The sequence below is a fragment of the Bacillus sp. PK6-026 genome (genome assembly GCF_054161455.1).
This window is the reverse complement of the sequence record NZ_CP096418.1, coordinates 2,195,268-2,210,317: the sequence shown is the minus strand read 5'-3', so window position 1 is coordinate 2,210,317 and position 15,050 is coordinate 2,195,268. Positions and strand designations below refer to the sequence as shown.

Below are 15,050 nucleotides of genomic sequence, written 5' to 3'. Positions count from 1 at the left end.
CGGTTTGTTTTCAACCGGTCTTTTGTACACGTTCATATTTTTTCAATTTGAACTCTTCCGGAAAAGAAAGTTGCTCCACCGCCCATATCAGCTAATCGATCAGGCGTCAGCGCATTGACGAGATAATGCTTCCCATCTGCATCCGCCCATAATCCTTGGCTGACGGCCACACCCGGAAGGACGTGTTCTCCGACCGCAGCGGGCAGGATACATGATCCGCGGTCATTCCAAACCTTCACCAAATCTCCGTTTTCGATGCCTTTTTCTTCGGCATCCTTTCTATTTAAGTGAAGTTTCGGCTCCTTTTCTAATTTGATATGCTTTTCATTGTTTGAAAAGGTCGAATTTAAAAAATTATGATTCGGTCCGGGTACAAATAAAAACGGATACTTGTCAGTTTCAACAAGCGGGGTATGAGTCGGCAGGCCCGGATAGCCGTGCTGTTCCATCAGTTTTGAGTACAATTCAATTTTTCCGCTGGGCGTTGGCAGTTTATCAGGAAAAATCGTTTTCCGATTGGCTTTGACAAAATGCTTTTCAGTCAGGCTGTCGTAGTCAATGCCGTCGAGCCACGGATTATCAGGGTAGTCAAGCGCCTGTCTGATCATCTCTTCGTCGGAATCTTTCAGCGGTTCATCATCAAAGCCCAGCGCCTCAGCCAAAAGTCTGAATACTTCTGTATTTGACTTGCTCTCACCGTATTTTTCAATAACAGGCTGCTGAATTTGCGCATAATGGTGCCAATATGATGTATAGAAATCCGTATTTTCGAAAGCGGAAGAAGCCGGCAGGACGATATCGGCATACCGTGCCGTTTCCGTCAGGAATAAATCGTGAACAACCGTGAATAAATCTTCGCGCTCAAGCCCTTTCCTGACTTTGTTCGCCTCCGGCGCGACGACGGCCGGATTGCTGCTGTACACAAACAGCGAACGGATCGGAGGCTCGGTTTCTAGGAGAGCTTTGCCGAGCTGATTCATGTTGATGACTCTCGGCGTTCTGCCTTTTAGTAAATCGGGACGCTGCAAAGCTTTTGTATTATAGGCCAAAAATGCCGTGTTGCCTTTGATCGCTCCGCCTCCTTTTTTCGTCCATTGGCCCGTGATCGCGGGCAGGCACGCGATGGTGCGAACAATCATTCCTCCATTGTCATGATGCTGAAGACCGTTGCCGATCCGGATCAGGGAAGGGGAGGTGCGGCCGTACAAGCGGGCGAGCTCGATAATATCATTCCGGGATACGCCGGTGATTGCCTCTACAGTGGCGGGATCGTATTGCAGTACATGGCGACGGAGCTCTTCATGGCCGACTGTAAATTCTTTCAGAAATGGTTCATCAGCCAAATTTTCCTCGAATAAGACATGCATAATGCCAAGCGCAAGCGCGCTGTCCGTGCCGGGACGAATCGGAATAAACCAATCCGCCATCCGCCCTGTCTGATTTTTATGAACGTCGATCACAACGATTTTTGCACCGTTTTTCCGGGCTTTTTGAGCAATAGTGATTTGATGCATGTTGGTTGAGACTGCATTGATTCCCCAAAAGATAAACAGTTTTGTTTCCGTTGTATCTTCAGGGTCTGTGCCGATGCTTCCGCCCATCGTGTATTTATAGCCGACAGAACCGGCAGGAGTGCAAATCGCCCGGTCAAGCTGGCTCGACCCGAGGCGGTGAAAAAAGCGCCTGTCCATTCCTTCAGCCGTCAAATTCCCCATATTGCCGTAAAAGCTGTAGGGCAGAATGCTTTCGGGGCCTTCCTGTTCAATGAGCGACTGCCAGCGGGAGCGAATCGTTTCAATTGCTTCATCCCAGCTGATCGGTTCAAAAATCCCGTCACCTTTTGGACCCGTCCGTTTCAGCGGAGTTTTCAGCCGTTTGGGATCATAAATACGCTCCGTCATATTGCGGACTTTATTGCAAATATTGCCCTGTGTGACCGGATGATCCGGGTCGCCTTGTATTTTAACGATTTTTCCGTCTTTTTTATGAACGAGCAGCCCGCATTGATCCGGGCAGTCGAGCGAACATACGGATTTGAAAATCCCGTCTTTTTGATCAACAAATGACTCCATGGAATCCGTTCCTTTCCGATAAAATGAATATGATTCTAGCATTATATCACAAAATCTCGTCAATTCTGAAAATAAGAGCCGAAAGAATCGCGGCAGAACAACGATAAAAAAGGATGCCCCTGGAAGGACATCCTTTAAGTTTTTGTTTATTCTTTATCAAAATCAGGCGCGACCGCTTTTTTAATAAATAAAGCGGTAAAGAAAGCGATACAGCATAAAGCAAGCGCAAACCAGTAGGCATGGTGAACACCGTGAGTCATCGCTTCATGCACGATTTGTGGGCTTGCGGCTTCTTGTCCGGCAAGATAGCTTTTCTGGCCTTGGCTCATGATGCTGACGAACACCGAAACACCGAGTGCGCCTGCAACAGGCTGAAGCGTGTTGGCGATTGCCGTTCCATGAGGATATAAATGTTTCGGCAATTCGTTTAATGCATTCGTCTGCGCAGGCATCATGATGGCTGAGATCGACAGCATCAAGATGATGTACACAATAATAAACGCCCAGACCGGCACCGAAGGATTGATCCTGCTGAAGAAAAACATCACGCCGACGAGAACGATCGTACCCGGAATGATGAGTTTTCTCGGCCCGAACTTATCGAATAAAGCGCCCATGGCCGGTGACATGAGACCGTTTAGCAAGGCCCCGGGCAAAAGTAAAAGCCCTGCTGCTTTGGCTGTAAAACCAAGCGGTCCTTGCAAATACATCGGCATCACGATTTCGGAAGCGAACATCGCCATAATCACAATCACAAATAGGCAGACCCCGCGTGTGTAATTTTTATAGGCGAACACACGCACATCGAGCAACGGTTGTTCAAGCTTCAGCTGACGAAGCACGAACAACACGATACTGATCAGGCTGACGATGATTACACCGATGATCAGAGGGGACTGAAACCCTTCCGGAGCCTCTCCGGCACTGCTGAATCCGTATACGATTCCGCCGATCCCGATGGTTGAGAGAACGATCGATAAAAAATCAGCCCGCGGGCGCGTCGCTTCTCCGACATTTTGCAAATACTTCACCGCAAACAAGATTGAAAATACTGCAAAAGGGATGACGATAATAAACAGCCAGCGCCAGCCGAGGATGTCAACAATGACGCCCGAAAGAGTGGGGCCGATCGCCGGAGCAAACATGATGACCAAACCGAACGTCCCCATGATTTTCCCGCGGACTTCAGGCCGATAAATGAGCAAGAGCGCGTTCATAATAATAGGGATCAAGAGACCTGTACCGACCGCCTGAATCATGCGCCCCGTCAAGAGCATCGGAAAATTCACTGCACAAGCGGCGATGATGGTTCCGACTAAAAAAATCGACATGACGCCGATAAACATCTGTCTTGTCGTGAACCATTGAATCAGTAAAGCGGAAATAGGCATTAAAACACCCATGACAAGCATAAATCCGGTTGCCAGCCATTGAACAGTCGGGGCATCAACGTGAAAGACTTCCATCAGCTCTGTTAATGCGATGTTCAACAGCGTTTCATTTAATATTGCAAAAAATGCACCAATCATGAAGGTGACTAATATTGCTTTGGAATTAAACTTTTTCTCCATATCAAACCTCCTGTAATACAATTTACCCAAAAACATGACGACAAATGATATGTAGGATTCCCAGATATCCGGAGTCCCAATTTGTTTCTTTCGTTTTTCATCTTATATAATAACGTGTCTCCACCGCCGTTCATTGTTTTTCTTCATGATTGGCAACTATATGAGTATACTCGGTTTCACCCATATTTACAATAAAATTGTCAGGTTCATCTTTTGAAGTTAACGTATGGATGATTATGAAAAGACAGGGAGGGAAGGACATAGATCATCTTTTCAGTCAAATCAGCCGATTATTACAGGTATAATTTACCTGTATTGCTGGCAGCTGTTCTGACTGAAGAAATTTATCTCCGGATCCTTTCCCTGATAGATACTAAATCTGAAGAGTTCTTTTAAATGCACTGTCGACTCCCGTATTTATTTGGGCAACAGACACCATTACAATATTTCGATATATCCCTCTGTGCCATGCACGCGAATTTGTTGCCCATCTTTTATCAGCCCAGTCGCATTCTCCACTCCGACGACTGCCGGCAGGCCATATTCGCGTGCGATCACTGCTCCGTGGGTCATCAATCCGCCGACTTCGGTGACCAGGCCTTTTATGGATACAAATAATGGTGTCCAGCCTGGGTCTGTAAAGGAGGTGACTAATATATCTCCATCTTCCAGATCGGCATTTTCCATGTTTAAAATGACACGTGCTCTTCCTTCTATCACTCCGGAAGAAACAGGCAGGCCTGCAATCGCATTAGGCGGCAAATTTTCTCGTTTGTACGCACTTGTAATGATTTCGCCATCAGACGTGATCACACGCGGTGGAGTTAGTTTTTCATATAATTTGTACTCGTCTTTCCGTTTGCTGATGATCTGGTTATCTATTTTTTTTGTGCGTGCGACTTCGTAAAGCTCTTCAAAAGTGAGGTAGTATATATCTTCTTTTTCATGGATAACGCCCGCTTGTACGAGTTGTTCGGCTTCTTTCAGCAATGCCTGCTTATATACGAAGTAGCGACTGACTATGCCGTATTTTGGATATTCCCGGTAGCCGATGAAATTCCGGATGAGATCGATCATTCGTTTTGTTTCTTTAGCTTTTTGTTCACCATCCGGCAATTGCTTCAATCGATCAATTAACTCTTGTTCTTTTTCCAAAGCAGCCCGCCGCCCTTGCTCAAACTTTCGATTGCCGGCGTTAGGCTCGAAGTTTTTGATATGACTAAGAATCATGGGGACAAGTGTAATTGGTTTTTCACTCCAGCGAGGTCTTGTAATATCAATTTCTCCGGGACACCGCATTCCGTATTTGCTGAGATAATCATAAATAGCGTCTTGAATTTCCTTTCCACCATCAAACTTAACCAGTTCATCGAGAAAGTTATCTTCTTTTGCATGCTGCAAATAATCAATCACTTCTGGATAAGGGCGAATCACATCCGCGACATCCATCAGCTCCAGACCCATTTCCGAAGTAATATTGCCCGGTACAGATTGAGAAAGGGTATCAGCGGCGTTTTTTTCGCCTAGCCACTTGTTCATGTTTTCATTGATCCATGTTGTCGCATTTATAGCAGCCATAAACACAGCCGTACTTTGCGGGTCAAATACGATCTTCTTTAATTGCTGGATATCTTCCAGTATAAAATCAAACAAGTCCGATCCCGATTTCGCTTGGATGTTTTGCTTTAACTCTTCGATCGATGTTTGATTGCGCTTCATCAAATCAGAAACGATTGTCGGATCGTTCTCGAATTGCACCGGCATATCTGTTTGACCGTTGCCCGGAATCGGTGCTGTTTGATCATTTGGCATCAATTTTATAAAATCTCGCTCGATTACGGTCATGATTGCGTCTTTTGTAAGCGGATCTGCTCCCACGGTGTTTAATAAAGCTTCCCGGCCGGCACGTGTCGTCAGCCTAGGCGCAACATCAACAAACAATCTCCCGCCGGCTTTACGCATAGGTGCAGGAGTAATTAACAGATAAAAAGACAATCCCAACGGTTTAATGGGATCAGTCATCATTTGCTGATGACCAACAGATAGATAGACGTGATTTTCTTGATCATTCGCTTCAGGGATCGGGAATAAAGTCGTGATCGGCCGGCTCTGAACAATATAAAATGTATCATCAGCCAAACACCATTCGATATCTTGCGGCTGGCCAAAATGAGCTTCGATCTGTCTTCCGATACGTGCCAGCTGTAAAATTTGCCCGTCAGTGAGTGCTTGAGACATCTGCTGATCAGGATCGATCTGCTTTGTCTCTGTTCCGCCTTGTGCTCGTCCATAAATCGCCAATTTCTTGGCCGCTATTCTCTTATCGGCGATTTGTCCGTTTTGCACTTTATAACAATCGGCAGAGACCAAGCCGGAGACCAGAGCTTCTCCAAGTCCAAAACCGGCATCGATTGAAAGCAGTTTCCGGTTGGAAGTCATCGGATCAGCGGTAAATAAAATTCCTGAAGCATGCGGGAAAACCATCTTTTGAATGATAACGGATAAATAAACTTGCCTGTGATCGAATCCATTCTGCATACGGTAGATGACCGCGCGCTCCGTAAACAGGGAAGCCCAGCATTTGCTGATATGCTGCAAGATCGCATCCTTGCCGATAACATTTAAATAGGTATCTTGTTGACCCGCAAAAGAAGCATGCGGCAAATCCTCGGCAGTCGCGCTAGAACGCACTGCATAAGCATGTTTCTTGCCAAATTGAGAGAGATAGTGAGCAACTGCTTTCACAACATCAGCAGGAATTTCTCCTTCCATAATGATTTGCCGAATCTTCCTGCTGATGTCACTAATTTGATCCCGATCCTCAACTTTTAGCATGGCCAGTTGAGCCAGCAACGCTTGGAACGTTTCGTTTCCTTTGACGGCTTTTTGAAATCCTGCTGTCGTGACGCAAAAGCCTTCTGGTACTTGTATTCCTTGAATTTTTGATAATTCCCCTAAATTTAACCCTTTTCCCCCGACAAGCAAAAGCTGTGTTTTTTCCATTTCATGAAAACCGAGAACGAAATGACTCATTCTGCATCTCTCCTTCGAAAAAAAATTTGACAAGAGCTTTCCGATATGGTAGACTTAAAATGTAAGATGGGAAATCTATGACATTTAATTTTAAACGTACGTGATCTGATTATATCATCGCGTCTGTTTTTATGCAATATTAAAAGAACCTGGTAAAACCATGGTTCTTTTTTTGTTTCTTCATGCAATCGAATATAACGATGGCCGATTTAATCCGGTCGGTTCGCGGAAGATGCCAGCTGCGCAGGAGGTTTATTCTTCGCAAGTCGTCATATTTGCAAAAACGTAGTTTATTTTCCTATAATTTAAACGTGTGATACATATAGAAAGGAAGTTTTTCATATGCAATCTTTACAAAACAAAACCGCTCTGATTACAGGAGGGGGAAGAGGGATCGGCCGCGCAACAGCGATTGCCCTTGCAAAAGAAGGCGTACATATCGGCCTTATCGGCCGTACAGCTGCGAATCTTGAAAAAGCAGCAGAGGAATTAAAGGCGTTCGGCGTAAAAGTATCTGTAGCCGCAGCTGACGTAAAGGATTTAACAGCTGTAGAACGTGCAGTCCAATCCGTAAAAGGAGAGCTTGGACAAATCGACATTCTCATTAACAATGCCGGGATCGGCGGGTTTGCAGGATTTCTTGAGCAATCCCCCGAGGAGTGGGAAAATATTGTCCAGGTGAATCTGATGGGAGTTTATAATGTAACACGCGCCGTTCTGCCTGAAATGATCGAAAGAAAAGCCGGCGATATTATTAATATTTCTTCTACAGCAGGCCAAAGGGGAGCAGCCGGGACAAGCGCCTACAGCGCGTCTAAGTTCGCGGTACTCGGACTGACCGAATCGCTGATGCAGGAAGTCAGAAAGCACAATATCCGCGTGAGTGCTCTTACACCGAGCACGGTTGCGACGGACTTGGCAATCGACTCCAAATTAACAGACGGCAATCCGGAACGCGTCATGCAGCCTGAAGATCTGGCGGAATACATGGTTGCCCAACTTAAACTGCATCCGCGCATTTTTATTAAATCAGCGGGCATGTGGTCTACAAACCCTTAAACAATCAGGAAAGGACAGGCTTGAAACAGCCTGTCCTTTTTTCGTGCTATTTTTGCGAAAGGCGTACGGGGAGATGACGGACGCCGAAGACAAACGGACTTTGAATCGCTTCAAGCTCCTCTGAGCTGTCCTTTTCCACGGATGCATGCCACAGCAAGTAATCGAGTGCGACTTTCGCTTCAAGCCGGGCAAGGGGAGCACCGAGACAAAAGTGGATGCCGAAGCCGAAGCTCATATGAGGGTTTGATTTACGATCAAGCTTAAAGCTGTCAGGGTCGTCAAATTTCAGTTCGTCACGGTTCGCTGAAGCGACCCAGTTGATCACCGTGGAACCTTTTGCAATCCGCACGCCTTTGATGTCAAGGTCTTCAGCCGCCGTGCGGCCGATTGCTTGCACGGGCGGATAATACCGCAGTGTTTCTTCAACAAAAACAGGAACGAGGGACAAATCTTGCCTTACGGCTTCCTGTGTGGCTTTGTCTTCGGTGAGATAGCGGACGCTGTTTGCGATCAGGTTAGTTGTCGTTTCGTTGCCTGCGACCAAAAGAATGATGCAAAAATTCAGCAGTTCTTCTTCTGTCAGCGACTTGCCGTCAACTTCTGCCCGTAGCAAAAGCGAAATCAGGTCGTCTTTTGGCTCTTTTTTGCGCTGCTTGATAATGTTTTTAAAATAATCCGCCAAAAACCGATTGCCTTCTTCACGGCGTTTGTACATCTGTTCAGCGGCTTCAGCCGAGCGGTCTTCCGCACCTGCGACAAGGATGTCTGAATAATGTTTAAACATGAGGCGGTCTTCAGCCGGAACGCCCAAAAGTTCAGCAATGATAATGACGGGAAGGGGAGCAGCCAAGTCATCCACCACATCAAACAAATCCTTCTGTTTCGCTTCGTTAAATAAAAAAGCCGTCACTTCTTCGATATGCGGCTCAAGCTCTTTCACCGCTTTCGGCGTAAAAGCTTTATTAACGATGGCCCTCATTTTTGTGTGTTTCGGCGGGTCCATTGTTAATATGCTTTTTCCTTCCATATTACCGCCGCGTTTTGAAGAGAAAAGCTTCGGGTTTTTTAACACGAATTGAACGTCTTCATACGAAAAGATATCCCAGCATTTTCGCTCATCATCGTAACGCAGAGGAGACGTCTTTCTGATCCGGTTATAAATCGGGAACGGAAACAGCCGGTCATTACTGGAGCTGATTTCTTTCATCGGAATCCAATTGGCATAGTGCTTGCTTGATTGAAGTGAATTTGAATTTGCCACGTCAACTCTCTCCTTTAACATGAATCGTTTATACATGATGAACCGGTTCAATCTTTACGTTATCACTATTTTTACAACGGTTTCAACGGACATATCATGAAAAAATTGTCAATTGGCCGAAAGTATCGGATCTAAAAAAGGAAAAAAGGCGAGGTATGCTCACAACACCGGGAACATCAGCTCAGAGATGGATGAAAAAAACGAGGCCGCACCTGATGAGGTACGGCCTCGATCTTTCAGCTTACGGCTTCTTCCCGGGAGAACTGGCTGTTATACAAATCGGCGTAAAAACCGTTCTCGCGGAGAAGCTCTTCATGGCTGCCTTTTTCAATAATATCTCCGTTTTTCATCACAAGAATCAGGTCGGCATCTTTAATGGTAGAAAGACGGTGGGCGATGACAAAACTCGTGCGGTTAGCCATCAGTTTGTTCATCGCTTTTTGAATATTCATTTCCGTCCGGGTGTCGACACTGCTAGTCGCTTCATCCAATATTAAAATCTTCGGATCGGCTAAAATGGCTCTCGCGATCGTGAGGAGCTGCCGCTGCCCTTGCGAGATGTTTTGGGCATCTTCGCCCAGTACCGTATCATAGCCGTCCGGCAAGGTACGGATAAAATCGTCGGCATAGGCGGCTTTTGCCGCCCTGATGATGTCTTCATCTGTTGCGCCATCACGTCCGTAGGCGATGTTTTCGCGGATGGTGCCGTTGAACAGCCATGTGTCCTGCAAAACCATCGCAAACATGCTTCTGGCCTGTTCGCGCGACAGTTCGCTGATGTCAGTGCCGCCGACCTTGATGCTGCCTTTGTTTAATTCATAAAACCGCATCAGCAAATTGATGATCGTCGTTTTTCCTGCACCAGTCGGTCCGACGATCGCAATTGTCTGGCCTTCTTTGGCATGGAGGCTTAAATCGCGGATGACCGGAACGTTTTTATCATAGCCGAAGGCGACACGTTCAAACGATACATCGCCTTTTAATGCGCCGGTATCGATGGAAGCCGGCGTCTCCTCGGTTTCCTCGTCTTCGTCTAAAAGACTGAACACCCTTTCGGCGGATGCGATTGCCGATTGGATTGTATTCGCGATTCCGGCAGCTTGAACGAGCGGCTGGGAAAATTGCTGCGTGTATTGGATAAAAGCCTGCACGCCTCCGATTAAGAGGGTGCCGTTAAGAACGAAAATACCGCCGGTTATGCTGACAAACACATAGCCGAGGTTGCCGATGAATGTCATGATCGGCATCATCAGACCTGAAATAAACTGCGCTTTCCAGCCTGACTGGTAAAGACGCTCATTCACTTCATTGAATTGCTGAATCGCTTTTTCTTCATGACCGAATGCCTTTACTTCCTGGTGCCCTGTAAACATCTCTTCAACGTGTCCGTTGATGTCGCCGAGTTCTTTCTGCTGCGTGCCGAAGTGTTTCTGCGAAAATGAGGCGATAAATCGGACAGCGAGCATGCTGAGCGGAACCGTGATGAAGACGACGAGCGTCAGCACAGGGCTGATCAGGAGCATCATGACGATGATTCCGACTATGGTAATGACAGACGTAATCATTTGCGTCAGCGCCTGCTGCAGTGACGTATTAATATTGTCAATATCATTGACGGCGCGGCTGAGCGTATCGCCATGCGAATGCTTGTCATAGTACTTTAAAGGGAGTCGCGTCAGCTTTTCATTCACTTCCTGGCGCATTTCGTATATCGTTTTCTGGGCTACGCCGGCCATCAGGTATTGCTGCAAGAACGTAAAGAAAGCAGAAAGCAGATACAGTCCTGCCAGGATCATCGTGATCCGGCCGAGAAAGCCGAATTGAACACCGGTGCCTTCTGTAAAGCTTGCGAAAAGGGAAGAGGTCGCATCTCCGAGAAGTTTTGGACTGATGACATTAAACAACGTCGCCAATATTGCAGCACAGACAACGAGCACCAGCTGGAAGGTCCGCGGTTTTAAATAGCGGGCCAATCTCAAGAGGGTCTTTTTAAATTCTTTCGGTTTTGTCTCGTGCATTCCTTTTGGTATCGAGCCGTGATGCTTTTGTTGTTGGCTCATGCGCTTTCCTCCTCGGCCTGCTGTGATGCCACAATTTCCTGGTAAATTCCATTTTCAGCAAGCAATTGTTGATGGGTGCCGATACCGGCTATTTTTCCTTCATTTAATACGATGATTTGGTCCGCATCTGTAATCGTGCTTACCCTTTGGGCAACAATAATGACGGCGGCATCAGCGGTGGTTTTCTGAAGCGCTTTTCTCAGCTTTTGATCCGTTTTGTAATCAAGCGCCGAAAAGCTGTCGTCAAATAAATAAATTTCCGGTTTTCTGACCAATGCCCGGGCGATGGAAAGCCGCTGTTTCTGGCCGCCTGAAAGGTTGGCTCCGGCCTGCTCGATATCAGATTCAATTCCATTTTCCTTGCCTTCCACAAACTCGGCAGCCTGTGCCGTTTCAAGTGCTTCCAAAATTTCTTCATCTGTTGCATCTTCTTTGCCAAATCGGATATTGTCCTTGATCGTCCCGCTGAATATTGAAGCTTTTTGCGGGACATAGCCGATTTTCGCGCGAAGCTCCTTTTGCGCCATCTTTCTGACATCTGTTCCGTTGACAAGCACAGACCCTTTTTCAATATCGAAAAATCTCGGGATCAATTGAAGAATCGTCGTTTTTCCGGCCCCTGTGCTGCCGATGATCGCAGTCGTTTCACCCGGTTTTGCCTTGAACGTAATATTTTCGAGAACGGGCTTTTCAGCTCCGGCATAACGAAAAGTCACATCTTGAAATTCCACATAACCGCGCAAGCCGCTGTCTTTCTGCGGCTCTTTCGGATCGGTAATCGAAGGCACTGTTAACAGCACTTCGTTAATGCGGTCGGCAGATGCCTGAGCCCTTGGAATCATCACGAATGTCATCGCAAGCATGATCAGCGCGATTAGAATCATGGATGCATATTGAAGGAAAGCCATTAAGTTCCCGACCTGCATGCTGCCTTGATCGATGCGGATGCCTCCGAACCAGATAATCGCGATGTTCGTGAAATTCATCATAATCATCATGACAGGAAATAGAAAAGCCATAATTCTGTTGACGGCGATGCCTGTATCGCGAAACTCTTCGTTTGCCTTTTGAAAACGGGCTTTTTCTTGATCAACTCGGTTAAAGGCGCGAACGACGCGAACTCCAGTCAAACCTTCCCTAAGAACAAGGTTGAGACGATCCGTCTTTTTTTGAAGAACGCCGAATAAGGGAACAGCTTTTCTTGTAATGAGAAAAATCAGCCCCGCAAGGATCGGGAGAGCGGCCAGAAATATAATCGACAGCTTGGCATCTCTGGACACGGCAAGCACAATACCGCCGACCAGCATTAACGGCGCTCTTGTCATCAATGAAAGCATCATGTTGAGTACATCCTGGACTTGCTTGACATCATTTGTGGTACGGGTAATGAGAGAAGCAGAACCGATTTTTCCGAATTCATCCATTGAATAGTGTTCAACTTTGACAAACAGCTTGCGCCTGATATCCCTTCCAAAGCCGAGGGCTGTTTTCGAAGCGAAAAACGCTTTTCCGACAGTCATGATGATGGCCAGAAGGGAGCAGGCGATCATCCAGCCGCCGGTTCTCAATATGAATGGCATGTCGCCGTTCACGATTCCGACATCAACGACATCTGCCATTAACGTCGGCAAATAAAGCTCAAGCACACTGCTCAGCAAAGTAAAAACAGCGACAAGAATCACTTGCAGCTTATAAGGCTTTAAATATTTTAAGAGTGAGATCATTTTTCAACCTTCTTTTCACTTGTTTTTTCTCCGTGTTCGATAAACTCGGATAACTTATGAATCAAATCGGCGAACTGCCTGCTTTCATCCTCGCCCAGAAACCGAGTGAGCTGCAGGAACCACCGGTTCAGCCCTTTAAGCGCATCGTCCGCCGCTTTTTTTCCTTCATCGGTTAAAAAAATCCGGACGATCCTCCTGTCATCCTCATCCATGCGCCGAAAAACGAGCCCTTTTTTTTCCATTCTGTTCAACATCTGCGTGACGAAAGGGGAGGTGACATGCAGAGCGCGGCTGATTTCGGATGCCATTTTGCCTTCACCGCTTGCTTCATTTAAAAACATCAGCGCTTTTGCCTCAGTCTTTTTCCATTCAACTGCAGGAAAAGACTGCTTCATTTCCGCATACCGCAGCCGGTTGAAAGCTTCGATCAACTGCACAACGGTCTTGCGGCTGACTTTATCTTGTTTCATAAAAAGCACCTGCTTCTCCATTTTAATTAATTAAGTAAATAAACTAAAACACGGTATTATCATACATAGAACAACAAAAGATTGTCAAAGAAGAAACTTATAAAAAAGAAAAAACCCGATCATTGATGACATGAACGGGTCATTGTACGAGCTTCATAAAAAAATCTTTCATTTCAAGGTGGCGAAGATGTTCCGGAACTTTTTCCGAACCGACGATGATCATCGGAGCCAAGCTATCCGTTTTATAAAGTGAGCCATGGCCGCCTCCGCCAAAATGGAGGGGAGACTTTTCGCCGGCAAATTGGAACCCGGGTTTCGCGTCGGCGATCACAAACTGTCCGCGATGCGAATGCATGGCGCTGTATAGGCGGGCAAGAGCATCCGGGTAATCGCCGTATTGGATCGAGACGCCGTCTGCTTTAATGTCCAATAAAGAAAAATCTCCGCTGATCGTCCATGACTGCCCGTAAGGATCTTGATAGCCGCCTTTTGGACGAAACCGAAGCGGTTTTAAAGAACGCTTCGAATCAACATATATCCAGCCGCTTTTTTTCCACGCTGTGAAAGCGATTCGTTCGTCTTTTTTCAATTCATTGACGGCACCTTGCAGCGGCATGTTTCGATCCGTGACATAAATGTATGCCATTCTGTCGTTTACTGCAAAAAGAAGCTGGGCGTTTCGATCGGGGGCTTCGTTTATTTTAGCGATCCGGTATCCTTTAAAAAGCGAATGAAGCCGGATGGCGGCCTTGTCTTTATCGCGTCCGATCGCTGTCTGCCCGCCATCACCCATGACGACCCATACCGCTTTTTCGGCCGCATCGCGCCAAGAATCATATGCATTCAATATACGCTGCAGCTGCTGGTCCATTTTTTCGAGGCCTTTCATATCCATCGGGCCTTTTTTGTGTGCATCATGGTCAAAATCGGGCAAGTAGGCGACAGTCAGCGCAGGAAGCTTCCTCTTTTTAATTAAATAGGCCACTTCCTGTGCTGTGAACTTGTCGTTAACGCCATAACTTTGCCAAATATGGTGGTGGGGGTTATCGGGATCGAGCTGGGCAAAGCGGCCGAACGAAAAAAGAGCCGGCCCGTTTACCATCATATGTTCAGGCATCAATTTAAGCTTTTTGAGCGGGGGCGGGATATTTAATTCGTGGCGGTCAGGCCCTCTGTATATGAGCCCGTTGATGGATGCCGACTGTTTTCCTCGCACTTGCAAATCATCATGGACCGTTGTCACCTTCCGGCTTAAATGGCGGTGATTAAGAGAAAATATCCCGTCTTCGATCGTTTGTTTGATGCCGAGTGTGGCGATTTCTTTTTTATCGCTCCCGTAATTCACGATTCTCTGTTCATCCTGATCATACCAGACGAGCCCGGGAACGCGGTGGATATTCGGATAAGTTCCGGTGAGCAGGGTGCTGTCAATCGAGACCGACATGGTCGGATACGCGTTTACCACTTCAGGTTCATAATGACCGTTTTCAAGAAAGAATTTTAATGCCGGGGCGCGGCCTGCTTGAATCGCTTTTTTCAAAGGCTGATCCATCAAAGAGTCGATGATCAGGACAATGACCGGTTTTTTGGAGGATTTGACGGCCTCTGCTTCTTCATCCGGGAGTCCCAATTTTTCATTCCCGGCATTCAGCCATATAATAAATGAAATTAGCGCACATATAAAAATGGCAAGAACAATGCTTAGCTTTTTCAAAATGGCCTCATTCCTTTAATCCCATCATATGCATATTCTGGCATGGGACGCCGGAAGTTATAGCTGGTAATACGTTCTAAATGATT

Annotated in this window: 9 protein-coding genes; 1 reads left to right on the top strand and 8 read right to left on the bottom strand. The window is 46.5% G+C overall.

Annotation, left to right across the window (positions count from 1 at the left end; translation table 11 throughout):
* Positions 1–32 precede the first annotated feature (32 nt).
* The 3 genes from M1D59_RS11160 to ppsA all read right to left on the bottom strand — a co-directional run bounded on the left by M1D59_RS11160 (position 33) and on the right by ppsA (position 6,676).
* Entirely contained in the window at positions 33–2,072 is a 2,040-nt protein-coding gene (locus M1D59_RS11160) for a molybdopterin-containing oxidoreductase family protein (protein ID WP_023855732.1), read from the bottom strand.
* A 146-nt stretch (positions 2,073–2,218) separates the two neighbouring features.
* Positions 2,219–3,643 carry an MDR family MFS transporter gene (locus tag M1D59_RS11155; protein WP_026579590.1) on the bottom strand — a complete coding sequence of 475 codons (1,425 nt, stop codon included), beginning with the start codon at positions 3,641–3,643 and terminating at the stop codon, positions 2,219–2,221.
* 438 nt (positions 3,644–4,081) lie between these two features.
* Positions 4,082–6,676 carry a phosphoenolpyruvate synthase gene (ppsA, locus tag M1D59_RS11150; protein WP_216920763.1) on the bottom strand — a complete coding sequence of 865 codons (2,595 nt, stop codon included), beginning with the start codon at positions 6,674–6,676 and terminating at the stop codon, positions 4,082–4,084.
* Between the two features lie 342 nt (positions 6,677–7,018).
* On the opposite strand from ppsA, the gene M1D59_RS11145 reads away from it, so the two are divergent.
* On the top strand, positions 7,019–7,735 hold the full coding sequence (locus M1D59_RS11145; RefSeq protein WP_020451729.1) for a 3-ketoacyl-ACP reductase: 717 nt from the start codon (positions 7,019–7,021) through the stop codon (positions 7,733–7,735).
* A 46-nt stretch (positions 7,736–7,781) separates the two neighbouring features.
* Here the strand turns inward: M1D59_RS11145 and M1D59_RS11140 are convergent, their stop codons facing one another.
* The 5 genes from M1D59_RS11140 to M1D59_RS11120 all read right to left on the bottom strand — a co-directional run bounded on the left by M1D59_RS11140 (position 7,782) and on the right by M1D59_RS11120 (position 14,964).
* On the bottom strand, positions 7,782–8,996 hold the full coding sequence (locus M1D59_RS11140) for a cytochrome P450 (RefSeq protein WP_458117421.1): 1,215 nt from the start codon (positions 8,994–8,996) through the stop codon (positions 7,782–7,784).
* A 236-nt stretch (positions 8,997–9,232) separates the two neighbouring features.
* The gene (locus M1D59_RS11135; RefSeq protein ID WP_026579592.1) at positions 9,233–11,056 is read right to left on the bottom strand and encodes an ABC transporter ATP-binding protein; all 1,824 of its coding nucleotides are present in this window, start codon (positions 11,054–11,056) and stop codon (positions 9,233–9,235) included.
* Entirely contained in the window at positions 11,053–12,780 is a 1,728-nt protein-coding gene (locus M1D59_RS11130; RefSeq protein ID WP_023855736.1) for an ABC transporter ATP-binding protein, read from the bottom strand. Before M1D59_RS11130 ends, M1D59_RS11135 begins: the two co-directional genes overlap by 4 nt.
* Positions 12,777–13,250, bottom strand: a complete 474-nt coding sequence (locus M1D59_RS11125) for a MarR family winged helix-turn-helix transcriptional regulator (RefSeq protein ID WP_026579593.1) — start codon at positions 13,248–13,250, stop codon at positions 12,777–12,779. Before M1D59_RS11125 ends, M1D59_RS11130 begins: the two co-directional genes overlap by 4 nt.
* A 139-nt stretch (positions 13,251–13,389) precedes the next feature.
* Positions 13,390–14,964 (bottom strand): alkaline phosphatase family protein, encoded by a 1,575-nt coding sequence (locus tag M1D59_RS11120; protein ID WP_026579594.1) that lies wholly within the window; start codon positions 14,962–14,964, stop codon positions 13,390–13,392.
* Positions 14,965–15,050: the final 86 nt, after the last annotated feature.

Bases quoted from the DNA above. Each gene is read 5' to 3' on its own strand.
- M1D59_RS11135 (WP_026579592.1), bottom strand. From the start codon at position 11,056: ATGAGCCAACAACAAAAGCATCACGGCTCGATACCAAAAGGAATGCAC.
- ppsA (WP_216920763.1), bottom strand. From the start codon at position 6,676: ATGAGTCATTTCGTTCTCGGTTTTCATGAAATGGAAAAAACACAGCTT.
- M1D59_RS11125 (WP_026579593.1), bottom strand. From the start codon at position 13,250: ATGAAACAAGATAAAGTCAGCCGCAAGACCGTTGTGCAGTTGATCGAA.
- M1D59_RS11155 (WP_026579590.1), bottom strand. From the start codon at position 3,643: ATGGAGAAAAAGTTTAATTCCAAAGCAATATTAGTCACCTTCATGATT.
- M1D59_RS11130 (WP_023855736.1), bottom strand. From the start codon at position 12,780: ATGATCTCACTCTTAAAATATTTAAAGCCTTATAAGCTGCAAGTGATT.
- M1D59_RS11145 (WP_020451729.1), top strand. From the start codon at position 7,019: ATGCAATCTTTACAAAACAAAACCGCTCTGATTACAGGAGGGGGAAGA.
- M1D59_RS11160 (WP_023855732.1), bottom strand. From the start codon at position 2,072: ATGGAGTCATTTGTTGATCAAAAAGACGGGATTTTCAAATCCGTATGT.